Origin of the sequence: Mesorhizobium sp. Root552, from assembly GCF_001427285.1 — a bacterium.
Taxonomy (GTDB): domain Bacteria; phylum Pseudomonadota; class Alphaproteobacteria; order Rhizobiales; family Rhizobiaceae; genus Mesorhizobium.
Genome location: NZ_LMFV01000012.1, coordinates 314,019 through 336,714, shown reverse-complemented (window position 1 = coordinate 336,714; position 22,696 = coordinate 314,019). Strand labels below are relative to the sequence as shown.

Annotated in this window: 22 protein-coding genes; 11 read left to right on the top strand and 11 right to left on the bottom strand. The window is 63.1% G+C overall.

Features of this window, described 5'->3' with window-relative positions; all coding sequences use genetic code 11:
- Positions 1-9: 9 nt before the first annotated feature.
- Complete coding sequence (locus ASD50_RS07960; protein ID WP_056238527.1) at positions 10-801, bottom strand: cyclase family protein; 792 nt, start codon at positions 799-801, stop codon at positions 10-12.
- A gap of 141 nt (positions 802-942) precedes the next feature.
- Here ASD50_RS07960 and ASD50_RS07955 point away from each other — a divergent pair, with 141 nt between their 5' ends.
- From ASD50_RS07955 to ASD50_RS07925, 7 genes are all read left to right on the top strand, one after another.
- The gene (locus ASD50_RS07955; protein ID WP_056238525.1) at positions 943-2,511 is read left to right on the top strand and encodes a phytoene desaturase family protein; all 1,569 of its coding nucleotides are present in this window, start codon (positions 943-945) and stop codon (positions 2,509-2,511) included.
- A gap of 49 nt (positions 2,512-2,560) precedes the next feature.
- Positions 2,561-4,099, top strand: coding sequence for an ABC transporter substrate-binding protein (locus ASD50_RS07950; RefSeq protein WP_056238519.1), 1,539 nt, complete (start codon positions 2,561-2,563; stop codon positions 4,097-4,099).
- A gap of 103 nt (positions 4,100-4,202) precedes the next feature.
- Positions 4,203-5,210 (top strand): ABC transporter permease, encoded by a 1,008-nt coding sequence (locus ASD50_RS07945; protein ID WP_056238516.1) that lies wholly within the window; start codon positions 4,203-4,205, stop codon positions 5,208-5,210.
- Positions 5,203-6,051, top strand: a complete 849-nt coding sequence (locus ASD50_RS07940) for an ABC transporter permease (RefSeq protein WP_056238511.1) — start codon at positions 5,203-5,205, stop codon at positions 6,049-6,051. The genes ASD50_RS07945 and ASD50_RS07940 overlap by 8 nt, the downstream gene beginning before the upstream one ends.
- Positions 6,048-6,944, top strand: coding sequence for an ABC transporter ATP-binding protein (locus ASD50_RS07935; protein ID WP_056238508.1), 897 nt, complete (start codon positions 6,048-6,050; stop codon positions 6,942-6,944). Before ASD50_RS07940 ends, ASD50_RS07935 begins: the two co-directional genes overlap by 4 nt.
- Complete coding sequence (locus ASD50_RS07930) at positions 6,937-7,788, top strand: ATP-binding cassette domain-containing protein (RefSeq protein WP_056238506.1); 852 nt, start codon at positions 6,937-6,939, stop codon at positions 7,786-7,788. Before ASD50_RS07935 ends, ASD50_RS07930 begins: the two co-directional genes overlap by 8 nt.
- 66 nt (positions 7,789-7,854) lie before the next feature.
- The gene (locus tag ASD50_RS07925; protein WP_056238504.1) at positions 7,855-8,454 is read left to right on the top strand and encodes a VOC family protein; all 600 of its coding nucleotides are present in this window, start codon (positions 7,855-7,857) and stop codon (positions 8,452-8,454) included.
- Positions 8,455-8,543: 89 nt separating this feature from the next.
- On the opposite strand, the gene ASD50_RS07920 is transcribed toward ASD50_RS07925, so the two are convergent.
- The 6 genes from ASD50_RS07920 to ASD50_RS07895 form a co-directional block, all read right to left on the bottom strand.
- Entirely contained in the window at positions 8,544-9,368 is an 825-nt protein-coding gene (locus tag ASD50_RS07920) for an ABC transporter permease (RefSeq protein WP_056238502.1), read from the bottom strand.
- 13 nt (positions 9,369-9,381) lie between these two features.
- Positions 9,382-10,215: an ABC transporter ATP-binding protein gene (locus ASD50_RS07915; RefSeq protein ID WP_056238499.1), complete on the bottom strand. Its 834-nt coding sequence runs from the start codon at positions 10,213-10,215 to the stop codon at positions 9,382-9,384.
- 3 nt (positions 10,216-10,218) lie between these two features.
- Positions 10,219-11,172, bottom strand: coding sequence for an ABC transporter substrate-binding protein (locus tag ASD50_RS07910; RefSeq protein ID WP_056238496.1), 954 nt, complete (start codon positions 11,170-11,172; stop codon positions 10,219-10,221).
- 75 nt (positions 11,173-11,247) lie between these two features.
- On the bottom strand, positions 11,248-12,792 hold the full coding sequence (locus tag ASD50_RS07905) for a phytoene desaturase family protein (RefSeq protein WP_056238493.1): 1,545 nt from the start codon (positions 12,790-12,792) through the stop codon (positions 11,248-11,250).
- A gap of 363 nt (positions 12,793-13,155) precedes the next feature.
- The gene (locus tag ASD50_RS07900) at positions 13,156-14,124 is read right to left on the bottom strand and encodes a pyridoxal-phosphate dependent enzyme (protein WP_056238491.1); all 969 of its coding nucleotides are present in this window, start codon (positions 14,122-14,124) and stop codon (positions 13,156-13,158) included.
- Positions 14,121-14,897, bottom strand: a complete 777-nt coding sequence (locus tag ASD50_RS07895) for a GntR family transcriptional regulator (protein WP_056238488.1) — start codon at positions 14,895-14,897, stop codon at positions 14,121-14,123. The genes ASD50_RS07900 and ASD50_RS07895 overlap by 4 nt, the downstream gene beginning before the upstream one ends.
- Positions 14,898-15,075: 178 nt before the next feature.
- Here ASD50_RS07895 and ASD50_RS07890 point away from each other — a divergent pair, with 178 nt between their 5' ends.
- From ASD50_RS07890 to kynU, 4 genes are all read left to right on the top strand, one after another.
- Positions 15,076-16,062, top strand: a complete 987-nt coding sequence (locus ASD50_RS07890; protein ID WP_056238485.1) for an ABC transporter substrate-binding protein — start codon at positions 15,076-15,078, stop codon at positions 16,060-16,062.
- A gap of 94 nt (positions 16,063-16,156) precedes the next feature.
- The gene (locus ASD50_RS07885; RefSeq protein ID WP_056238482.1) at positions 16,157-16,936 is read left to right on the top strand and encodes an ABC transporter ATP-binding protein; all 780 of its coding nucleotides are present in this window, start codon (positions 16,157-16,159) and stop codon (positions 16,934-16,936) included.
- 5 nt (positions 16,937-16,941) lie between these two features.
- The gene (locus ASD50_RS07880) at positions 16,942-17,865 is read left to right on the top strand and encodes an ABC transporter permease (protein WP_056238477.1); all 924 of its coding nucleotides are present in this window, start codon (positions 16,942-16,944) and stop codon (positions 17,863-17,865) included.
- Between the two features lie 12 nt (positions 17,866-17,877).
- Entirely contained in the window at positions 17,878-19,125 is a 1,248-nt protein-coding gene (kynU, locus tag ASD50_RS07875) for a kynureninase (protein WP_056238475.1), read from the top strand.
- Positions 19,126-19,256: 131 nt separating this feature from the next.
- On the opposite strand, the gene ASD50_RS07870 is transcribed toward kynU, so the two are convergent.
- From ASD50_RS07870 to ASD50_RS07855, 4 genes are read right to left on the bottom strand one after another with little or no spacing between them, the layout of a single operon-like run.
- Positions 19,257-19,943, bottom strand: coding sequence for an ABC transporter ATP-binding protein (locus tag ASD50_RS07870; RefSeq protein ID WP_056238473.1), 687 nt, complete (start codon positions 19,941-19,943; stop codon positions 19,257-19,259).
- Entirely contained in the window at positions 19,940-20,689 is a 750-nt protein-coding gene (locus ASD50_RS07865; RefSeq protein ID WP_056238469.1) for an ABC transporter ATP-binding protein, read from the bottom strand. The genes ASD50_RS07870 and ASD50_RS07865 overlap by 4 nt, the downstream gene beginning before the upstream one ends.
- Positions 20,682-21,653: a branched-chain amino acid ABC transporter permease gene (locus tag ASD50_RS07860; protein ID WP_056238820.1), complete on the bottom strand. Its 972-nt coding sequence runs from the start codon at positions 21,651-21,653 to the stop codon at positions 20,682-20,684. Before ASD50_RS07860 ends, ASD50_RS07865 begins: the two co-directional genes overlap by 8 nt.
- A gap of 8 nt (positions 21,654-21,661) precedes the next feature.
- Positions 21,662-22,582: a branched-chain amino acid ABC transporter permease gene (locus ASD50_RS07855; RefSeq protein WP_056238466.1), complete on the bottom strand. Its 921-nt coding sequence runs from the start codon at positions 22,580-22,582 to the stop codon at positions 21,662-21,664.
- Positions 22,583-22,696 lie beyond the last annotated feature (114 nt).

Here is a 22,696-nt window from a genome sequence, read left to right as displayed (position 1 = left end):
GCCCCTGCGTCAGGCCCGCGGCACCAGCGCCAGCGCGCGGATCGGACTGCCGGTGCCGTGAACGATCTTCAATGGCGCCGCGATCAGGATCGCGCCCTTGGCCGGCAACTTGTCGAGATTGCACAGACTGGCGAGGCCGTAGCGGTTGGCCTTGTGCATCAGGTTGTGGGCCGGAAAGGGCGGCGTCATGCCTCCCGCCGCACCCGCATCGGTGCCGATGCACTGCGTGCCCCAGCCGATTGCGCCCTGCGCGATGATGTATTCGATGCAGTCAACCGTCGGGCCCGGCGAATGCGGGCCGTTGGCGTCGGCGTTCAGGAAGGCTGCCTCGGAACCGTTGCGCTTGTCCCAGTCACTGCGCATGACGACCCATTCGCCCTTGCCGATCGCGCCGTGCTTGGCTTCCCATGCCTTCACGCCGTCGGCGGTAAGCAGGAAATCGTTGTTGGCTCCCGATTCCTTCGAGCAGTCGATGACATTGACCGGCGCGATGAAATTGCCGGGCCTGATCGTGTCGGTATAGCCGTCGGAATAGTCCTTGCCGGTGATCCAATGGTGCGGCGCATCGAAATGCGTGCCGGAATGCTCGCCGATCTTCAGCCAGTTCCAGGCCCAGAACGGTCCGTCCTTGTCATATTCCGAGATCGAATGGATCTCGATCTTGGGTGTGTCCTTGGCCAGTTCCGGCGGCAGCTTCAACAGCGGCGTGTCCGGCCCGAGCGGTGCCGACAGATCGACGACCTCGACTTTCCCACTCGCCAAAAGCTCGGCCAGGCTGGCGAGCGTGCTTGCTGCGGTCATGGACTTTTTCCTCCTGGTTGCGCGCGCCGCGGATCCTCCACCCACCATTCGGACGGGTCCGTCTCCTGCGGTTTCCTCCAAGATCAGGCTAGACGAGTTTAGATGCATATGCAAATATCATTTTAAGGATGAACTAATTCCATGGCCCACTACGATGCAATTTTCATTGGCGCGGGACACAACGCGCTAGCCGGCGCTGTGCATCTCGCCAAGCGCGGCTGGAAGGTTGGCTTGTTCGAAACGGCCGACCGTCCGGGCGGCGCCGTCAAGACGCTCGAACTCACCGCACCGGGCTTCCGCCACGACCTTGCCGCCATGAACCTTAGCCTGTTCGCAGGTTCGGCCTTTAACAGGGTTTACGGGCCGGAACTGGCGCGGAACGGGCTGGAATTCGCACCCGTGCAGGATTGCTTCGCATCGGTTTTCCCGGGCGGGCGCTGGGTCGGCGTATCGACCGACCTTGCCACCACAGTGGCCCGCATCCGCACCTTTTCGGAGAAAGATTCGCAGACATGGGAGAGCTTGGTCAAGGCCTTTCCAGGCCGCGCCGAACTCATCTTGTCTATCCTGGGCAATCCTATGAAAATGTATGCGCTTGCACGCATCCTGTTTTCGCTGCTGCGCAAGGCTGGGCTGTCCGGCACGCTGGAACTCGGCCGTTTCCTGCTTTCCTCGCCGCGCGCCTGGCTGGACGAGACATTCGAGAGCGATGAGGTCAAGGCGCTGCTCGGAGCCTGGGGCATGCATCTCGATTTCGCCCCCGACATCGCCGGCGGCGCCGTCTTCCCTTATCTCGAAGGCATGGCCAACCAGAGCTTCGGCATGGTGCTGGGCAAAGGCGGCGCGGATACGATGATCAAGGCGCTGGCCGCGATGGTCGAGGCGCACGGCGGCAAGGTGGAATGCAACGCCCGCGTCGAGCGCGTGTTGACCGATGGCGGCAGGGCAACGGGCGTGGTGCTGGCAGACGGACGCACCATCGAAGCGCGCCGCGCCGTCATCGCCACCGTTGCGCCGCGCGCTCTGGCCGGGCTCCTGCCGCGAGGCTCGGGCGATGAACGCTTCGACAAAAAGATACGCGATTTCCGTCATGCGCCGGGCACGATGATGGTCCATCTGGCCGTGAACACCTTGCCGGACTGGACCGCTTCCGAACTCAAGCGTTTCGCCTATGTGCACGTGGCGCCGTCGCTCGATGTGATGGCAAAGGCTTACCAGGAAGCCAAGGCCGGGCTTTTGCCGGTGGAGCCGGTCGTCGTCGTCGGCCAGCCGACCGCCATCGACCCGAGCCGCGCACCGGCGGGAAAACATATATTGTGGCTGCAGGCCCGCGTCGTGCCAGCCGAGATCAAGGGCGACGCCGCAGGTGTGATCGATGCGCGCGACTGGGAGGCGGTGCGCGAGACCTATGCCGACAGGGTCATTGCCCTCATCGAACGCTATGCGCCCGGCCTGTCGGCCTCCATCATCGAACGCAAGGTCATGAGCCCGCTCGACCTCGAGCGCGGCAACGCCAACCTGGTTGGCGGCGACCAGATCTGCGGCAGCCATCACCTGGCGCAGAACTTCCTTTTCCGGCCGGTAACAGGCGCCGCCGGCTGGAACACGCCCGTACGCAACTTTCACCTTGCGGGGGCGGCCACATGGCCGGGCGCCGGCGTCGGCGCGGGGTCAGGCTACATGCTCGCCCGGCAGCTCGCCGGAGGGTGACTGCCATCCATTTCGATTTTCTCTCGACAATAACCAAGGGGAACTAGCGATGAGTACGAAAACCGACAGACGAACGCTCTTGAAACTGGCCGGCGCCGGCGTAGCCGCCGCCAGCCTTTCCTTGCCCAGCAAGCTCTTTGCCCAAGACAAGGGCGAACTCACCATTGCCTACAACGTCAACCTGCCTTCGTGGGACCCGACGACCGGACCTTCGGCCGTCAACCCGACCATCCAGGGCCTTTATCAATCCGTCTTCGACCAGTTCATCCTGCAGAAGCCGGACCTGTCCTTCGCGCCCGGCCTGTTGACCGAATGGGGCTGGAGCGACGACAAGAAGCAGATCCACATGACCGTGCGCGACGGCGTGACGTGGCATGACGGCAGCCCCTTTACCGCCGAGGACATAGCCTGGTCACTGGAGCGCGCCGGCAAGGCCGAGACCGGCAACCCGATTCAGCTCGTCTGGGCCAAGATCGGCAACATCAAGGCCGAAGGCAACCGCGTGACCGCCGACGTGCTGGAATTCGAGCCGACGATCTTCAAGTGGATGTCGTTCCTCACCGGCTACGTGCTGCCGAAGGCCTATTACGAGAAGGTGGGTGCCGAAGGCTTCGAAAAGGCCCCGATCGGCACCGGCCCATACATGGTCGAAAAATTCGAGCAGAATGCCTTCCTGCGCCTGAAGGCCAATCCGAACTGGTGGGGCGGCAAGCCTGCCTTTGAAAACGTCACCATCAAGTTCGTCACCGACGCGGCAAGCCGCGTGGCCGAAATCGAATCCGGCAGCTCGCAGGTGACGCTGGAAATCCCCTACGAGGAATATGACCGCTTGATTGCCAAGGACGGCATGGCTGGCTCCTGCGAGACGGTGTCCGACATCGGCATGATCTTCTTCAACGACATCGACGTCATGCTTGACGCCAACGTGCGCCACGCCGCCGTCATGTCGGTCGACAAGAAGCTTCTGGTCGACCGTCTGCCGCGCGGCTACGGCTTGCCGATCGATACGCTGGAGACACCGGAATACGCGGCCTTCGACCCGTCCATCAAGGTCGAATACAATCCCGAGAAGGCCAAGGAACTGCTCGCTGCTTCCGGCTATTCCACGGACAAGCCGGTCAAGTTCACCATCCAGACGACCAAGGGCTTCAAGCCCAAGGACTACGAGATGATCCAGGCGATCGTCGGCATGTGGCGCAAGGTGGGCATCGAAGCGACGATCGAGGTCTACGAGATCGCCAAGCACTACGAACTGCGTGCCGCCGACAAGCTGGCACCGGCCGCGTTCTACAACTGGGGCGACGCCGTCGGCGATCCTACCACATCGACCGGCTTTGCCATGTATGGGCCGAGCCCACATTCGGTGTGGGACACCAAGGACGTGATCGACGCCATCAACCCGCTTTGGGGCGAAGCCGACGAAGCCAAGCGCATCGCCGGCTGGAAGGCGGTCTCCAAGCTAGTCGCAGACAACGCCTATGTGCTGCCGCTGCTGCAATATGCCCAGCCGATCGTGCACGCCAAGGGCGTGAATGTGGTGCAGCATAAATCCGGCGCCCTGTTACCGGCGCTGATGACGCCAGCCTGACGGCACAGCAGAAACGCGCGCCGCCCTCATCCAACCGGGCAGCGTGCGTCAGTGTCGCCATCCGGCCCCGCCGCCCAGCCGAACAGCCAGGTCCATTGCCTGAATGATCCTGCAAAGAACATTGACGCGCCTCTTGACCATGATCGCCACCTTGTTCGGGGTGGCGGTTGTTGTTTTCGTGGTGATCCGCATCGCACCCGGCGACCCCATCGCGATGATGCTGCCGCCGGGCGCAAGCCAGGCCGACATCGACAGGCTGCGCGCACTTTACGGCCTCGACAAATCGTTGATCGAGCAATTCGTCATCTGGTTGTCCGGCGTCGTCCACGGCGACTTCGGCACCTCGATCTCGCTTCGCCAGAATGTGCTTGGCCTGGTGCTTGGCCGCCTGCCGGCAACGCTGGAACTGTCTATCTTCGCTCTCCTTATTGCACTGGCCATCGGCCTGCCTCTGGCCGTACTCGGCGCACGGGAGCGCGGTACGGCGGTGGAGGCCGGTATCGATGTCGCCAACGGCGTTGCCCTTTCCATACCGGATTTCCTGTGGGGGCTGGTGCTGATCCTTCTGTTCGGCGTGCTGATGCCGGTTTTCGAAATATCGGGCCGCGTCTCGCCGCAACTCGACCTGCCATTCACCACCAATTTCTATCTGTTCGAAAGCATCGTCCGGCTGCGCTTCGACCTGACGGCGAACCTGCTCGGCCACATGTTCATGCCAGCGTTGGCGCTGGCCCTGCCGTTGGCAGCCATCATCGCGCAGCTGTTGAAGCAATCGCTGAAGGAACTCTTGACGCTCGACTACATGGTGCTTGCCCGCGTGAAGGGATTTTCCGAGACGCAGGTGATCCTGCGCGAAGGCTTGAAGAACGCGGCGCTGCCGACGCTCACCCTTGTCGGCGTCCAGTTCACTTTCCTCATCGGCGGCACGGTCATCGTCGAACGGCTGTTTTCCTACGAAGGGCTGGGCAACATGGCCATCGATGCCGTCGTCAACCGCGACCTGCCCCTGATCCAGGGGATCGTGCTTGTGTTCGCGCTTTTGTTCGTGGTGATCAATCTGGCTGTCGATATGGCTTACGCCCTGCTCAACCCGAGGCTGCGCCATGGTTGAGGCGCGCCAGCTCCCACGACGGGCCAACCCGCGCCTTTGGCTGGCCGGCGGCTGGCTGCTGGCAGTGCTGATGGCGGCAATCTTTGCCCCGCTGGTGGCGCCGCACGACCCGCTGGCGCAGGACCTGATGCTGGAACGCCTGCCGCCATTCTGGGTGACGGGCGCCGAACCCGGCTACTGGCTGGGCACCGACAGCCTTGGCCGCGATCTGCTCTCGCGCCTGATCTATGGCGGCCGCATCGCCTTCGCCGTCGCCTTCGCAGCGGCAATAGCCGCATGCCTGACCGGGTCTGCGCTCGGGCTGGTTGCCGGCTATTTCGGCGGCTGGGCAGACCGCATCGTTTCGCGCATCGTCGATATCTGGATGGCCTTCCCGCCGGTGCTGTTCGCCATCCTGCTGGTTGCGGTACTCGGCACCGGCTTAAGCTCCGTCATCATCGCCATCGCCGTCATCGACTGGACGCGTTTCTGCCGCGTGGTGCGCGCCGAGGCGATGAGCCAGGCACGGATGGACTATGTCGAGAACGCCCGCATAGCCGGCTTTTCCCGCATCGACGTCATGCTGCGCGAGGTGCTGCCCAACGTGTTGCCGACGATCGTCGCATTGCTGTCGCTGGAGATGGGCATAGCCGTGATCGTCGAGGCGATCCTGTCCTTCGTCAACCTTTCGATCTCCACCGACGACCCGACCTGGGGCGGCATGATAGCGGAGGGACGGCTGTCGATCCATCAGGCCTGGTGGGTGCTGGTCTTCCCGCTCATCATGCTGATCCTGACGGTGTTGTCCTTCAGCCAGTTCGGCGAGGGACTGAAGTCGCGTTTCGACCCGGTGCTGCGATGAGCACGCCCTGCCTCGAAATCGAGAGCCTCAGCGCCACCCTTGCCAATGGCGTGCGCGTGCTGCGCTCGGTGTCGCTCACCGTCGAGCCGGGCGAAGTCCGCGCGCTGGTCGGCGAAAGCGGCGCGGGCAAGAGCATGATCGGCAAGGCCGTGCTCGGCGTGTTGCCGCCGAGCATTCGCGTCGTCGAGGGCCGCATCACGCTTGAAGGCACGGACCTTGGAAACCTCTCGCCGCGCGCCAGCCGTGCACTGATCGGCGCGCGCACCGCGCTGATCCCGCAGGACCCGCTGACGGCGCTCAACCCGTCGCGACGCATCGGCCCGCAGATGACGGATCGGCTGGTCAGGATACTCGGCTGGGACAGCGCCAAGGCTGACCGGCGCATCCGCAAGCTGCTTGACGATGTGCGCATCCGCGAACCGGATCGCGTCCTTCGCTGCTATCCGCACGAACTGTCGGGGGGGATGCGCCAGCGCGTTCTGATTGCCGCCGCCTTCGCCGCCGAGCCGCGCCTGATCGTTGCCGACGAACCGACCACGGCGCTTGACGTCACCGTGCAAAAGCAGATTCTGCGCCTGATTGCCGAACTTCAGCGCGAACACGGAACGGCAATCCTGTTCGTGACCCACGACCTCGGCGTGGTCGCCAAGATCAGCCAGAAAGTGACCGTGCTTTATGCCGGCAAGGTGGTGGAGCAGGCCGACACGGCCGCATTGTTTGCCGCGCCGCAGCATGCCTATACGCGCGCGCTGATGGCCGCGACCCCGCGCTACACCGACCCGATGGCGTCGCTTCGCCCGGTCGACGAAGCCGTGCTCGCAGGGCTGTCTGCGGAGATCGCCACCGCCGACCGCAACTGGAAACCCAACACCAAAGGCTCCGGCCATGACTGAGCCGCTGTTCAAGGTGCGCGGGCTGAAGGTGGCGCTGCCCGACATGACGCGGAAGCCGCCATTTGGCCGCGTGCCGCTGGTGGAGATCCTGAAAGGGCTCGACTTCGACCTGCCTCGCCGCTCGGTAACCGGCATCGTCGGTGAATCCGGCTCCGGCAAATCGACGCTTGGCCGTTCGCTGGTGCGGCTCATCGAACCGACGCACGGCACGGTCAAGTTCGACGACAACGACATCACCCATCTCGGCGAACAGAGGCTTGCGCCGCTTCGCCGCGACCTGCAGATGATCTTTCAGGACCCGATGTCGTCGCTCAACCCGCGCCGCACCATAGGCTCCATCATTGCCGCGCCGCTGAAGCACAACGGCCTCGCCAATGTCGGTGAACGTGTTGCCGAGGCGCTGGCGCGCGTCGGCCTGCCACAGGCCTTCGCAACCCGCTACCGGCATGAATTGTCCGGCGGCCAGCGCCAGCGCGTGGGCATCGCACGGGCGCTCGCCCTGTCGCCGAAATTCGTTCTGGCGGACGAGATCGTGTCCGGCCTCGACGTATCGACCCAGGCGCAAATTCTGACATTGCTCGAGCGGCTGGCGGACGAGATGGAACTGACCGTCGCCTTCATAAGCCACGACCTCTCGGTCGTGCGCCGCCTGTGCCGGCAGGTGATCGTCATGCGCATGGGACAGATCGTCGAGGCTGGCCCGACCGACACGCTGTTTGCGGCACCCCAGCACCCGTATACGCGTGAACTCATCGCGGCCTTTCCTCTGCCCGAGATCGACCCCGACTGGCTGGCCTCGACGCCGGTGGAGGAAAAGGAAACTCAGCCGCCTCTGGGCGCCTGAAGAACGGCTAGCCGGACAGCGGGGCCCGGCACGTCTCCAATCGAGCCCCGCGGGAGGATGACTTGGATGAGAAACCTTGTTCGAAGCATCATTGTTGTGGCCGCCATTGCTGACGGCTCAGGCGCTGCACTGGCGGATTCCATTCCCGGCATGCGTGGCCACGACCACACGGGCATCACTGTTCCCGACATGCAGCAGGCACTCGATTTCTTCACCAATGTCGTAGGTTGCGAAAAGGCCATGTCGTTTGGACCCTTTGCCGACGACAAGGGCACGTTCATGCAGGATGTGCTCGGCGTCGACCCCAAGGCGGTTATCGAAGAGATCACCATGGTCCGTTGCGGCAGCGGCTCGAACATCGAGCTGTTCAAGTACACCGCGCCGGACCAGAAAGACGCCACGCCCAGGAACAGCGACATTGGCGGCTTCCACATCGCGCTCTATGTCGACGACGTTGCGGCTGCGAAAACCTATCTCGACGGCAAGGGCGTCAAGACCCGCATGGGTCCGATCCCCGTCAACGAGGGCCCCGCCGCCGGCCAGACCATCCTTTATTTCCAGGCACCCTGGGGCTTGCAACTGGAAGCGATCAGCTATCCCGACGGGATGGCCTACGAGAAAGACGCCAAGACGGTCCTGTGGAGCCCCAAAGACCCCGCGAAGTGAAGATCGGGCCGGCCGCCGCAGCACCCAGCAGCGGCGGTTTCCTGGAAAGCTGAAACAGACCCTCGGCGGGCTGGAGCGCGGCTTATGGATCAGCCGTGGTTGACGTAGCGGGCAAGGCCGCGGCGCACGGCCACCCTGATGATCCTGTCGAACAGGAAACCGAGGATCCCCAGGGTAATGATGCCGACGAAGACCCATTCCGTTCGACCGTAGTTGCGCGACTTCCAGATAAGTGCGCCCAAACCATGCTGTGCCGCGACGATTTCAGCCGAAACGATGGTCAAAAAGGAATTGCCCATGGCCAGGCGGGCGCCCGTTACGATCTCGGGTATGCTTGCCGGAATGATGACGAGGAACATCGTGCGTAGCGGCCCGGCACCTAATGAGGCCGCGGCGCGCACCTTGAGCGGATCGACGGCCAACACGCCGGCAATGGTGCTGATGGTGACGATGAACACGCTTGTATAGAAGATGAGAACGACTTTCGAGGCTTCGCCTACGCCGAACCATATGATCGCAAGCGTAACGAACGAGATGGGCGGAACGAAGCGAAAGAATTCGATGTAGGGGTCGAGAAGCTGCCGGACGAAGCCGAACCGCCCCATCACCAGCCCGATCGGAATGCCGACAACGAGGCCAAGACCCCAGCCGACAAGGATGCGGCGGGCGGAATCGATAGTTGACGTGGCAAGGCTGCCGTCTTGCGCCAATTCCTTGAACGCAATCCATGTCTCGGATGGCGAGGGAAAGAAATAGACGCCGTACTTGATGCTGATGAGCTGCCAGACCACCAGTCCGATGGCCAGCGACAGCGCGAAAATCACGGTGGACCTGACAGGCTGGACAGCCCACCATCTCTGGTACCAGGCCTTTGGTCCGTTGACTGGGTAGGTTCGGTTGACTTCCATGGTCATCGGTTCACGCCTCTCAGCGACGTTGGCTTCTGAGCGTCTTCAAAACTTCCTCGGCCACGTCATCCCTCAGCGCCCTATGAAGTTCGATTGCAGCGGGTGTCGTTTCGTCGCGCGGGCGCTCAAGCTTGATATCGTAGATGGACTTGATGCCGGCCCCCGGACCGGCGGTCATGGTAACGACGCGGTCGCCGAGCTTGATGGCTTCGTCCAGATCGTGCGTGACGAACACCATCGTGCACTGCGTTTCCTGCCAAAGGCGCTCGATCTCGCGCTGCATGACGGACCGGGTCTGCGCATCCAGCGCGCCAAGCGGTTCGTCCATCAGGATCACCCTTGGCTGGTTGGCGAGTACGCGCGCCAGCTGGACGCGTTGACGCATTCCGCCCGACAGTTGGGACGGAAACCGGTCGGCGGCGTGATCGAGGCCGACAAGGGCGATGTAGTAATCGATCAGGTCCCTCAGCTCGCCGCCGCGCACGCCGCGGATGCGTGGCCCGAAGGCCACGTTCTCCCGCACCGTGCGCCAGGGAAAGAGCGCCTCGCTCGATTGGAAGACGACGCCGCGCGAAATATCCGGTCCGCGAACGCGCTCTCCGTTGACGAGAACCTCGCCTTCCACCGCGCCCGGTGCATCGCCGCGCGTGCCCAGGAAGCCGGCGGCGGCGCTCAGGAGCGTGGACTTGCCGCAACCGCTTGGTCCGATCAGGCACACGAACTCGCCTGGCTGGATCCGAAGCGAGACGCCGGACACGGCATCGAACGAGTTGAACCGGATGGATACGTTTCGGAACTCGATGCTATGCCCGGCAGCGCCACTCGAAGCACTGACGGCCTGTAGGGCGCTCATCAATTACTGGCCCGACGCCGCTGGCGCGAACCCGTGTACGATCAGGTCGTCCAGGGATGGGCGGGTTTCGAGAATCTTCTTCTCGGTCAGGAAATCGAGCATTTTTTCGAAATGATCGCGATCCTGGTCGCTGATTTCGCGCGTCCCGAACTGCAACTGCTTCACCGCAAGTTCCGTCAGGGCTTCCGGGGTCTGCGCCGCTGCCTTTGTAATTGCCGCTGCCTCTGCTGGATGCTCCTTCACGAAGGCCGTCGCCTCGGACATTGCCTGCATGAACGCCTTGCCCTGGTCCGGGTGGTCTTGCAGCCAATCATGGCGGGTCGAGACCGTCAGAACGTATGAGAGATCGAACTCGCTGATCGGCATCAGCACCTTCCCACCTTGCTGGGCAGCCCGCGTCGGCCACGGTTCCCACAGGATGAAGGCATCCATGGCGCTGCTTTGCAGCAACTGCGGCATTTCCGGCGGTCCGGCATTCACCAGTTCCGTCGATGCCGGATCAAGACTGTAGGCCTGCATGAACCGGGCAGCCGCATATTGGCTGAATGTGCCGGGAACGATGCCGATGCGCTTGACGTCCTTCGGACTCGACACCTCGTTGCGCGCAACCACCTTCACATAGTTGCCGACGTCCTCGACATAGACGCCTATGGCGTCGAGGTCCGCACGCGGCGCCCTGATAAGCAGGTTGAAATCGGGAACGCCCGCGACATCGGCGCTGCGCGCAACAAGCGCGTCGGCCGCCTCGCCGCCATTGGCATATTGCTGGATTTGCACGGTCAAACCGTATTTCTTGAACATTCCCTCGGCGTCAGCCACGAAAAACGGCGTGAAGGCGGGGTCAACGCCCACGGCAACCGTTATGGGCGCGTCAGTTCCGGCCGCGTTTGCCGGCGCGAAGCCCAGCAGGCACGAAGCAAAAGCTGCGGTAAGGCCAATCAACCGTTTGTTTTTCATAGGTTCCCCCTTTTTGACGGTTTGTTGAATGTTGTTATTTTTGTTCCCATCACACCCATCACCACATGCACGCGATCAGGTTGGAAATGGCGGAAGCGGCGTAGCGGACCACCATGCCGGCAGCGTGATGCCGATATCCTGCGCGACGACCTTGGCTGCGTTGCAGCCGGGCGCCATCCAGGAAAGTGACGTGGGCCAAACCGAATTTGACAGATAGAGCCCGGGAATATCCGTTCTGTAAGGCAGCCGCTGCCCCAGCCACTGCCCCTCGACAAAGTCGCCGCCGACCGGATTGCCGAACCGCGCGGCAGGGTTCCAACGCCAGTAGTCCTGGGGTGTGGTCAATTCGACGGACCGGATCACCACGTCGGCATCCAGCGCACGGACGCGCTTGCGCACCGCCTGCTCATAGACGGCCCGCCGCGCTTCCCAATTGGAATCGAGAAAAGGACCGGTTCCGAAACGAACGCGTAGTGCGGCGCTTCCGTCGGGACCGCAACCATAAAGGGTCGAGAACTGGGTAAGTTCGATGTGCCCGAGGAATACCTCTTCCCGGTCTTCAGCAGCCGCGCGCAGCCAGCGCACACAGTCGGGCCAACTGTCCCACAGGAGATAGACGCGCGGCGACCGGCGAAACCCCTCGGACGCCCACGCCAGCGGGCAGTCGAGAACGATATCGGCCGTAAAGACAGTGCGTCCGGCCGATTTCCACTGCGGCCGCAACTCGTCCTGCAACAATTCAGACGTGAGGTCGGCACCAAGATCGCTGATCACGCCATGCCGAGCCCGAAGCACCCGGCGAACGCCGTTGTGCTCGACTTCCACGCCGCTGCACCTGCCATCCTCACCGCGTATCAGGTGCAGCGCCGTGGTTGCCTTGTGCAGGGTTCCGCCATGCGCGAGAAATGCCTTTTCCACGGCTTGGGCGAGGCTTGGCCCATCGTGAGGCAGATTGCATGTGCGCATAAGGAACGTCCAAAGCCACGCAAGCGCGCCCTGCCCCGGCACCGTCAGATCGCCGAACAGGTTGATTGCGGGCAGCGCCGTAGTAGCTATGCGAACGACATCGGATTCAAACAGGCGCTCCACGAGCGTCGGCGCGTCCATTCCTTCCAGATCGGACGGGCTCATGCCGACGACGCCTGCGGTCAGCTCGATTGCCCGTGCCTTGTCCGGCGTCGGCGTGAAGAAGGCTAGGGAGAGCACCTCGCGGCATATGCCATCAAGCCCGACGAGCAAGTCCCGGAAGGTCGAAGCGTCGGCCGGCGAATATCGCTCAAGCTCTTCCTTCATCCTGTTGGGGTTGGCGTAGAAGGTCACCGATCGGCCGGCGCCGTCGAGCGTCGAGTACAACACCTCGGAGCGGCTGAAACGATAGCCGTGCTTTGCGAGGTCGAGGTCGGCAATCGCTGGCGACATGACCGAGAAATTCACCGGCGCCACGTCGAACCGCACACCGGGGGAACGCTCATAAAAGCTGGAAAAAGGCGCTCCGCTTTTGTCTCTCTCGATGACAGCCACGGAGCAGCCGGATTTTTGCAGATACGCCGCCGCAGAAAGGCCGCCCGATATTCCTGAGCCAACGACGATAACGTCAAACTCTTCAGCGTATCCCTGCATCAGGCCGCCTCCACCCAATTCTTTTGCAACTCATCGTTTCACGAGTGAGCCATTTACATACGATTGGGTGAGTTCGTATGCATTACATGCAAATACATCATTTTAAGCTTCAAGTGTCAAGCGCTTGTTGGGTCCATCACCGCGCGCGAACAGGCAGAAAAGATAACTCGCGTAGATTACCTGCGTGCCCCTGAAATCAGTGTTACCGGCGACACAGTCGAGCTTTCACGCTTTAAAACGTTCCAACGTTACGTGGAGGTTTTCTCACCGATGCGATCGGGCAGCTCGAAGTCTAAGTATGTGAAAATGAATACATATTATCCATCCCCGAAGCCGAACAAGACGAAAGGCCATTCGCCGGCTTCAAGGATTAGGGATGCCGCCAGCCAGCACGATCCTGTATGCCTCGGGATCGATGTTGCCGCCGGAAACGACGCAGACAACGTTTCCCCTGGCATGATCGGACGAAAGCGCCGCAGCAACGGACGCAGCACCCGCGCCTTCCGCCACGACCTTGGCCTTGGCAAACAACAGGCGCATGGCTTCGGTGACCTGCTCAAGACTGACGGTGGCCGTTCCGTCGATCAGTTCGCGCACGACAGGCCAGATCTGCGGCAGCAGCGAAGGACCGCCGATGCTCTTGATGAAGGAGGGCTTCGTTGCGATCTCGACGATCTGGCCCGCGGCGAGCGCCGCCGTTACCGGCGCCGCATTCTCATCCTCGACGGCGAGAACCTTCACGCCCGGCTTCAGCGCTTTTACCGCGCTCGCCACGCCCGTCGTCATGCTGCCGCCGCCGTAAGGCGTCAGCACCACATCCACATCAGGCAAGTCTTCGACGATTTCCATGCCGATCGTGCCATTGCCGTCGAGCACGGCCTGGTCGGTCACCGGATTGATCAGGAGTTCGGCAAGGTCGGGCCGCTCGGCATCGATGATGTAGCGCCACCACGTGTCCATGGAGATGAAGCGGACCTCGCCGCCGAGGCGACGCACGCCATCGATCTTTGTCCGTGGTGCGCCCGAATACATATAGGCCGCCATCGATATGCCGAGCGCCTTCGCCGCCCAGGCCATGCCATAGGCCATGTTGCCGGAGCTCGCTATCGCGACGCCATTCAAAAGTTCCTGCCTGTCCCGCGAAAGCAGTGCGTTAAGCGCCGGTCTCAGCTTGAAAGCGCCGATGGGTGAGAGGGTTTCCAGCTTGAGGAAGATGCGCCGGTCCGGCAAGTCGAGAGCAAGCGGGACCAGCGGCGTGCGTGGAAGATATGCGGCGATGCGGGTGCGAGCCGCTTCGATTTCGGTAAGCGACGGGCGATGAGGGCCGCTCATGCCGCCCCTGCTCTCCTGACGCCTTTTGTGGCGGCGGCCTTGTGCGCCGGATTCTGGTCTTCGGTGTGGATGTAGACATGTAGCGTATAGCCGATGTGCTCGATCATCAGCGCCTTCGCCCGCTCGATGTCGCGGTCGAGCGCAGCCTCCATCAAGGCCGTGTGATGCTCGATCGCCATTGCCTCGCGCAACGCGGCGATGGCTTTTTCATAGCCGTCCTGCTGGCCCGCCGCCGCTTTCAGCGTGGGCGCAAGGCCGAGAAAGCGGTGGTGGCGCCGCAACTGATCGGAAATGGTCGACTGGAAACGCAAGAGCCAGCTCGACTTTGCCGCGCTGATCAGCGCCGCATGGAAGGCGGTGTGCTTCTCGTCCCATTCATCGACAGCTGCATCGGATGGATCGTCCGGCGCGATCTTGCAGCGCGACAGCCGGTAATGGCTGGTCACAACGGCGGATTCCCAATCCGCATCGCCATTGCCGATGGACTCGATCAGGAGCGGCAGTTCGACCACCATGCGGGCGCGGGCGAGATCTTCCAGTTCCTTTTGCGAGACTGGCGCAACGGCAAAGCCGCGATTGCTGATGGCGGTGACCAGCTTCTCCGCTTCGAGCCGCGACAGGGCTTCGCGCAAGGGCGTCCAGCCAAGCCCATAGGCTTCGTGCAACGTGCCAAGTTTCAGCGGCGCGCCCGGCTTCAGCCGGGTTGCGAGGATGTCGCGTCGCAACAACCGGTAGGCCGCTTCCGTCTTGCTCGCCGAGCCTTCGTCCTGCATGGCCGCACCCACGATTTCCGATAAACCGATTATATATGAAACGACCGATCTGCCAAATTATATATGATTAGGCGAAATCATCGATCGTATATATATGCGTTTGACAAGCCATCGGAAGCGGTTATGATCTTCCCCAAGAGGCGCCATCAGGCGTGCCTTGTCGTTTGGGAGGATACTTATGAGCATGTTGAAATCCGGCTGGCTGTCCGGGATTGTTCTTGCTGGCGCCTTCATCGCAAGCGTTGCAACCGCCGCCGCAGACCCGATCAAGATCGGCATCGCCAATTTCGGCGAGCATCCGCAGCTGAACGCCTCGATCGCCGGCTTCAAGAAGGCGCTGGCTGACAATGGCTTCGTCGAAGGCACCGATGTCGTCTATTCGGAAAGCCACACCAATTTCGATGCTTCGCTGGTGCCGCAGATGATCGCCAAGCTGCAGGCCGAACAGCCGAAGCTGATCTACACCGTCACCACGCCGGTTTCGCAGATTGCCCAGAAGGCGCTCGCCGGCTCCGGCATTCCGATCGTCTTCACCGCCGTCACCGATCCGGTCGCGGCCAAGCTGGTTCCCTCGTGGACCGAAGGCGGCGACGGCATCACCGGCGCCAGCGACCTGCAGGACATGTCCGCAGTGCTGAAATTCACCCATGAACTTTTGCCCAATGCCAAGCGTCTCGGCGTGCCCTACAATCCAGGCGAAGCCAACGACGTCGCCCTGCTCGACAACATCAAGGAACTTGCGCCTGCTGCAGGCTTCGAAGTCGTGGCCGTCGGCGTGGACAACGTCAACGACATCCAGCAGCGCATCGCATCCTTTGCCGGCAAGGCAGACGTGATCTACACGCCCGCCTCCAACCTGTTGCAGCCAGCCATCGCGGCGGTTTCGGCGGCAGCGCGCCAGGCAGGCATCCCGATCGTCAACTCCGATGACGGCGCGGTCCGCAACGGCGTCGTACCGGCAAGCTTCGCCGTCAACTACGAGCAGGTTGGCGAAAACGCCGGCAAGATCGCCGCCCAGATCCTCAAGGGCGCCGATCCCAAGACGCTTGCTCCCTCGAAGCCGGCTTATGAAGACCATTCGCCGCTGATCTCGAAGAAGGTGGCGAAGGATTTCGGCATCGAAATCCCGGTATCCTTCGACAACTGCAACTGCTTCGCGGACTAAGCCGCGAGGATCGATCTGGAGAGGCGGCGTTCAAAGCGCCGCCTTTTTCTTAAAAGGCAATTCCACAAACCTGCGACAACGGTGGAGAAGGCGGATGCTGGAAATCCAGTCGGCCCGCAAGGTCTTCTACAAGGGTCAGGCGGACGAGAAGATCGCGCTCGATGGCCTCAACCTCTCACTAAAGACCGGCGAATTCGGCGTCGTCATCGGTTCCAACGGCGCCGGCAAGTCGAGCATGCTCAACGCCATTTCCGGCTCGCTGGTGCTCGATTCCGGCAAGGTGCTGATCAACGACGACGATGTCACGCCGATGCCGGTCCATAAACGCGCGGCACGCCTCGCCCGCGTCTTCCAGGACCCGATGCGCGGCACCGCCGCCTCGATGACGGTAGCAGAAAACATGCTGCTGGCCGAATTGCGGGCCAAAACGCGCAGCCTACGGCCGGGGCTGAACGCCGCCCGGCTGGCCTCCTACAAGGAGCGGCTGGCCGTGCTTGGGTTGGGCCTGGAAAACCGCCTCAACACCAAGGTGGAATTGCTGTCCGGCGGCCAGCGGCAGTCGCTGTCGCTGATCATGGCGGTCGGCGGCTCACCCGAACTGCTTCTGCTCGACGAGCACACCGCGGCACTCGATCCGCGCACTGCCGACATCGTCATGCAGGCCACCATCCGCACCGTCGAGGCGCTCAAGCTGACCACGCTGATGGTCACCCACAACATGCAGCATGCGGTCGATTTCGGTGACCGCGTCATCATGCTGGACGCCGGCAAGATGCGCCTCGAGATCGCCGGCGAGGAAAAGGCGAACGTCACCGTGACCGACCTGATCGGCCATTTCTCGGTCAAGACCGACCGCATGCTTCTGGCGAGCTGACCACAATGGGCTTTTTTGAAACAACGCTCGCCAGCTTCATCGCGCTGATCCCGGTCACGCTGGCGCAGAGCCTGATCCTGAGCTTCGTCGTGCTCGGCATCATGATCCCGTTCCGCATGCTGAGCTTCCCGGACCTGACCAGCGAGGGCGCATTCCCGCTTGGCGGCTGCGTCTGCGGCGTGCTGTTGGCAGCAGGCGCCTCACCGCTGGTTGCCATCGCGGTTGCGCTGCTCGCCGGCTTTCTTGCCGGCTGCTGCACGGCATTCATTCATTTGCGCTTCCGCATCCATTCGCTTTTGGCCGGCATCCTCATCATGACGATGCTCTACAGCGTCAATCTGCGCATCATGGGCCGCTCCAACCTGTCGGTGTTCGGCAATCCGACCGTGTTCGACTGGGTGCCCGGCATGCAGGCTGGCTTCCCCGCCAGCAAGATCGTCGTCGCCGGCCTGATCAGCCTGCTGGTGCTGGCCCTGCTCTATTTCTTCTTCAAGACTGAAAAGGGCACAGCCGTCCGCGCCGTCGGCTCGAACCCGGACATGGCCGAGGCACAAGGCATCAACGTCTGGGCCGCCACCATCGGCGGCATCGGCCTTGCCGGCGCGTTCTCGGCCGGCAGCGGCGCGCTGATGGTGCAGAGCCAGGGCTTTGCCGACGTCAACATGGGCCTCGGCATCCTCATCAACGGCCTTGCCGCCCTGATGATCGGCGAGGCGATCACCGGCAAGCAGACGGTGCTGCGCCAGCTGGCTGCGCCTTTCGTCGGCGCGATCGTCTACTACCAGCTTGTCTCGCTCTGCCTTGCCGCCGGCATGCCACCGCCCGACCTCAAGCTTGCCACCGGCCTGTTCGTGCTGACCATGCTGGCCCTGCCCAGCCTGAAGCTCAGCCGCGGACCAGCCGCCGCCAAGGAAACGTTCCGCGAATAGGCACTGATGACAATGTCTAAGACCAAAGACCTCGCAGCCATCGAGAACATGGATGCCGCCGACCCGCTGCGCGCTTTCCGCAGCCGCTTCATCCTGCCCGAGGGCGTCATCTATCTCGACGGCAATTCACTGGGACCGGCCTCACCCGCCGTCTTTGCCGAACTGGAAAAAGCGGCGAAGGAAGAATGGGCCAACGGCCTCATCCGTAGCTGGAACACCGCCGGCTGGTTCAACCTGCCTCTGGAACTCGGCGACCGCATCGGCCGGCTGGTCGGTGCCGCGAAGGGCCAGACGGTGGTGGCGGACACCACCTCGATTAACATCTACAAGGCCCTGCACGCAGCCCTTGCGCTTCGCCCGGACCGTAATGTCATCGTCGCCGAAGGCGGCAGTTTCCCGACCGACCTCTACATGGCCGAGGGCGTCGCTTCGACCCATCCGGGCACGTCGCTCAGACTGGAAGGCATTGACGCGGCAAACCTCGAAGACCTGATCGACGACAAGACGGCGGTCGTGCTGGTCAACCACGTCAACTACAAGACCGGCGCGCTGCGCGACATGGCAGCCCTGACCAGCAAGATCCACGCCGCCGGCGCGCTGGTAATCTGGGACCTGTGCCACAGCGCCGGCGCTCTTCCTGTCGATCTCGACGGAGCCGAGGCCGACTTCGCTGTCGGCTGCACCTACAAATACCTGAATGGCGGTCCGGGCTCGCAGGCCTTCATCTATGCCGCGCACAAGCATCATGGCGGCATCGTCCAGCCTCTGAGCGGCTGGTGGGCGCATGCCCGCCCCTTCGCAATGGAACACAGCTTCGCCGGTGGCGAGGGCATTCGCCGCTTCCAGTGCGGCACCCAGCCGATGCTGTCGTTGCGGGCTCTCAAGGGCGCGCTCGACATCTGGGACGATGTCGACATGCAGGCGCTGCGCAAGAAGAGCATTGCGCTCACCGACCTGTTCATCGAACTGGTCGAGGCCCGATGTGGCAAGCATGGCGTGGTGCTCGAAACCACGCGCGATAGCGAACGACGCGGCAGCCAGGTCGCCTTCTCCCATGCCAACGCCTATGAGATCATGCAGGCGCTGATCGAACGCGGCGTCATCGGCGACTTCCGCGCTCCATCCATCATGCGCTTCGGCTTCACGCCGCTCTACACCAGCTATCGCGATGTCTGGAATGCAGTCGAGGTTCTCAAGGACATCCTCGACAACAGCGCGTGGAAGAACCCCCGCTTTGCCGTCAGGTCGGCGGTGACGTGAGCCGAACATAGCCCCTCACCCTTACCCTCTCCCCGTGAAGGACTGGGAGAGGGGGCTGCAACGTTGGAGCTTCGCCCTTCTCCGCGCCTGCGGGGAGAAGGTGCCGGCAGGCGGATGAGGGGCAAGCTGCATCAAACCCCCAGATAGCGGTCCTGAAGTTCCGCCGTGAGCGCGTCGGGCTTGCCCTCGAAGACGGTGACGCCTTTTTCCAGCACGAAGCAGCGGTCGGCGACCGGCAAAAGCTCCGAGAGCGTCTTGTCTACGACGAGGATCGACTGGCCGGCGGCTTTGAGCTTGCGCAGCGCAGCCCAGATGTCCTGCCGGATCACCGGCGCCAGCCCTTCGGTCGCCTCGTCGAGGATCAGCAGGCGCGGATTGGTCATCAGCGCGCGGCCGATGGCAAGCATCTGCTGCTCGCCGCCCGACAGCGTATTGGCATACTGGCCAAGCCGCTCGCCGAGGCGGGGGAACAGCTCGGTCACCCGTGCCAGCGTCCAGTCGCTGCCGCGTGCCGCGACTAGCAAATTCTCCTCGACCGTCAGGTTCGGAAAGCAGCGGCGGCCTTCAGGCACAAGCCCGATCCCCTGCTGGGCGATGCGATGCGGTTGCTGTCCCACGATTTCCTTGCCGGCAAAATTGATCGAGCCGCCGCGCGGCTTGACCATGCCGAGGATCGAGCTGATCGTTGTCGTCTTGCCCATGCCGTTGCGGCCCATCAGCGCCACCACCTCGCCGTCCTCGACCGACAGGTCGACGCCGAACAGCGCCTGCGATGCCCCGTAGAACGACTCGACGCCTTTGAGCGACAGCAGGCTCATGCCGTGTCTCCCAGATAGGCCCGGCGCACTTCCGGGTTGGCGCGGATTTCGTCGACGGTTCCGGTGGCGATGACACGGCCATAGACCAGCACGGAGATGCGGTCGGCCAGTGCGAACACCGCATCCATGTCGTGTTCGACCAAAAGGATCGGTGCTTCATGGCGAAGCGCATCGAGGAAGCCAGTCAGCTTCTTCGATCCGTCGGGGCCGAGCCCCGCCATCGGCTCATCAAGCAGAAAGGCTTTTGGTCCAAGCGCCAGGGCAATCGCCACTTCGAGCTGGCGGCGCTCGCCATGAGACAGTTCGGCAGCGGGCACACTCGCCCTGTTTTCCAGACCCACTCTCGCCAGCATCGCCATCGCCGGATCGGTCAGGCTCTTGTCGCTTCCGACCGACCGGAAGAAGCGGAAGCTCGACCCCTGCCTTGCCTGTACCGCCAGCATGACATTGCGCAGCGCAGTGAATTCAGGCGCCAGCGACGATATCTGGAAGCTGCGGCCAAGCCCGCGCCGCGCCCGCACCGCCATGTCGAGCCCGGCCATGTCTTGCCCAAGAAAGCGGATCGAGCCGCCGTCGGGTGTCAGCGAACCTGAAATCTGGTGGATCAGCGTGCTTTTGCCGGCCCCGTTCGGGCCGATCAGCGCGTGGATTTCGCCGGCGCGCAGGTCGAGGCTGACGCCATCGGTCGCCTTCAGCGCACCGAAATTCTTGCGGAGGTCGGTGAGTTGAAGGATCGCCTCAGCCATGCCGCGCCCTCCCCGCGACAAGGCCGAGCAGGCCGCCGCGCGCAAACAAAACGACGCCGAGAAGCACGAGGCCGAGGAAGAACTGCCATCGCTCGGTGATGCCGCCCAGCGCATATTCGAACAGCACATAGACCATCGCACCCGCAATCGGCCCGAACAGCCGGCCCTTACCGCCGAGGATGATCAGCACGATCAGTTCGCCCGACATCTGCCATGACAGCATCGATGGGCTGACGAAGCGATTGAGGTCGGCAAACAGCGCCCCGGCAAGACCGGTCACCATCGCCGAGATGACGAAGGCGACGAGCTTGATCCTGAACGGCGCGATGCCGACGGCAGAGAGCCGGGTGGTGTTTTGCCGGGCAGCCTCCAGCGCCGCACCGAAGCGCGAACCGCGCAGCAGCCAGAACAGGCAGGCCGCCGCAGCAAGCACGGCGAGGCAGATGAGGAAATAGGGCAGTGGCTGCGCCGTGTTCACGCCGGGAAAGGTGTTGCGCACATAAAGCGACAGCCCGTCTTCGCCGCCGTAGTCCGGCCATGACACGGCGAAGTAGTAGATCATCTGCGCGAAGGCGAGCGTGATCATGATGAAATAGACGCCAGAGGTGCGTAAGGATATCGCCCCGATCGGCAGTGCGACGAGACCGCACAGCAGGACAGCCACCAGCCAGATCACCGGCATTGAAGTGGTGGCCGGCAGGCCGAACAGCAAAGCCTCGCCGTTGAAGGCATGCGTGGCAAGAATGCCGGCGACATAGCCGCCAAGGCCGAAGAAGGCGGCGTGGCCGAACGACACCAGTCCGCCGAGGCCGAGCGCGATATTGAGGCCAAGCGCCGCCAGCGCAAGAATAACGATGCGGGTGGCAAGCGTGATGTAAAAGGTCTCGCCCGATGCAGCGGCAAGCAGCGGCACTACCAGCAAGAGCAGCGCGAGCACGCCGTTGGCAATCGTTTCCCGCGACAGCGCCGCCATCAGCCTTGCCCTGCGAACAGGCCGCGCGGGCGGAATGCCAGGATCAGCGCCATCACGACATAGATCAGCATCGAGGCAAGTGCGGCTCCTACCATGGTGGCCTGCGAGGCGGGCAGCGCCAGCGCCACCAGCTTGGGCAAGAGGAAACGGCCCATCGTATCGACGACGCCGACGAGGATCGCGCCGACAAGAGCGCCCTTGATCGAACCGATGCCGCCGATGACGATGACGACGAAGGCAAGGATCAGCGCCGGCTCGCCCATGCCGACCTGCACCGACTGCAGCGCGCCGACCATGGCGCCGGCAAGACCGGCAAGGGCGGCGCCCAGTGCAAACACCACCGTATAGAGCGTACGGATATCGACACCGAGCGCCGCGATCATCTCGCGGTCGGTCTCGCCGGCGCGGATGCGCATGCCGAGCCGCGTGCGCGAGATCAGAAGATAGAGGCCAATTGCGACGAGGATGCCGACGCCGATGATCGCGAGCCGGTAGAGCTGATACTGGCCACCGCCCGGCAGCGGCACCGCGCCCTGCAACAGCGGTGGAATGTCGAGATAGAGCGGAAACGAGCCGAACAGCCAGCGCGTGCCTTCCGACAGGATGAGGATCAGCGCGAAGGTCGCCAGCACCTGGTCGAGATGGTCGCGCTCATAGAGCCGGCGCACGATCGCAACCTCCATCAGCGCACCCGCCGCGGCTGCCGCAACGAGACTTGCGGCAAGGCCGATCCAGAACGAGCCGGTCGCCGCCGCGATCGCAGCGCAGGCGAAAGCGCCGATCATGTAGAGCGAGCCGTGCGCGAGGTTGATGAAGCCCATGACGCCGAAGATCAGCGTCAGGCCCGCCGCGATCAGGAACAGCATGACGCCGAGCTGCAAGCCGTTCAGAAGCTGTTCGATGATGAGGGCGGCGGTCACGAGAGCCTTCGGTGGCTGGGTGTGGGATCAATCGGCGCGGACGGTCCCATCTCCCGTTCAGGGCATATAGCGGTGAGGGGCAGTATCGATATATGCAGGGCACCTTCTCCCCGC

Coding starts and splice junctions, on each gene's coding strand:
- ASD50_RS07930 (WP_056238506.1), top strand. CDS start 6,937: ATGACTGAGCCGCTGTTCAAGGTGCGCGGGCTGAAGGTGGCGCTGCCC.
- ASD50_RS07870 (WP_056238473.1), bottom strand. CDS start 19,943: ATGAGCCTGCTGTCGCTCAAAGGCGTCGAGTCGTTCTACGGGGCATCG.
- ASD50_RS07940 (WP_056238511.1), top strand. CDS start 5,203: ATGGTTGAGGCGCGCCAGCTCCCACGACGGGCCAACCCGCGCCTTTGG.
- ASD50_RS07890 (WP_056238485.1), top strand. CDS start 15,076: ATGAGCATGTTGAAATCCGGCTGGCTGTCCGGGATTGTTCTTGCTGGC.
- ASD50_RS07920 (WP_056238502.1), bottom strand. CDS start 9,368: ATGACCATGGAAGTCAACCGAACCTACCCAGTCAACGGACCAAAGGCC.
- ASD50_RS07950 (WP_056238519.1), top strand. CDS start 2,561: ATGAGTACGAAAACCGACAGACGAACGCTCTTGAAACTGGCCGGCGCC.
- ASD50_RS07895 (WP_056238488.1), bottom strand. CDS start 14,897: ATGCAGGACGAAGGCTCGGCGAGCAAGACGGAAGCGGCCTACCGGTTG.
- ASD50_RS07885 (WP_056238482.1), top strand. CDS start 16,157: ATGCTGGAAATCCAGTCGGCCCGCAAGGTCTTCTACAAGGGTCAGGCG.
- ASD50_RS07910 (WP_056238496.1), bottom strand. CDS start 11,172: ATGAAAAACAAACGGTTGATTGGCCTTACCGCAGCTTTTGCTTCGTGC.
- ASD50_RS07925 (WP_056238504.1), top strand. CDS start 7,855: ATGAGAAACCTTGTTCGAAGCATCATTGTTGTGGCCGCCATTGCTGAC.
- ASD50_RS07880 (WP_056238477.1), top strand. CDS start 16,942: ATGGGCTTTTTTGAAACAACGCTCGCCAGCTTCATCGCGCTGATCCCG.
- ASD50_RS07905 (WP_056238493.1), bottom strand. CDS start 12,792: ATGCAGGGATACGCTGAAGAGTTTGACGTTATCGTCGTTGGCTCAGGA.
- ASD50_RS07945 (WP_056238516.1), top strand. CDS start 4,203: ATGATCCTGCAAAGAACATTGACGCGCCTCTTGACCATGATCGCCACC.
- ASD50_RS07960 (WP_056238527.1), bottom strand. CDS start 801: ATGACCGCAGCAAGCACGCTCGCCAGCCTGGCCGAGCTTTTGGCGAGT.
- kynU (WP_056238475.1), top strand. CDS start 17,878: ATGTCTAAGACCAAAGACCTCGCAGCCATCGAGAACATGGATGCCGCC.
- ASD50_RS07865 (WP_056238469.1), bottom strand. CDS start 20,689: ATGGCTGAGGCGATCCTTCAACTCACCGACCTCCGCAAGAATTTCGGT.
- ASD50_RS07915 (WP_056238499.1), bottom strand. CDS start 10,215: ATGAGCGCCCTACAGGCCGTCAGTGCTTCGAGTGGCGCTGCCGGGCAT.
- ASD50_RS07900 (WP_056238491.1), bottom strand. CDS start 14,124: ATGAGCGGCCCTCATCGCCCGTCGCTTACCGAAATCGAAGCGGCTCGC.
- ASD50_RS07955 (WP_056238525.1), top strand. CDS start 943: ATGGCCCACTACGATGCAATTTTCATTGGCGCGGGACACAACGCGCTA.
- ASD50_RS07935 (WP_056238508.1), top strand. CDS start 6,048: ATGAGCACGCCCTGCCTCGAAATCGAGAGCCTCAGCGCCACCCTTGCC.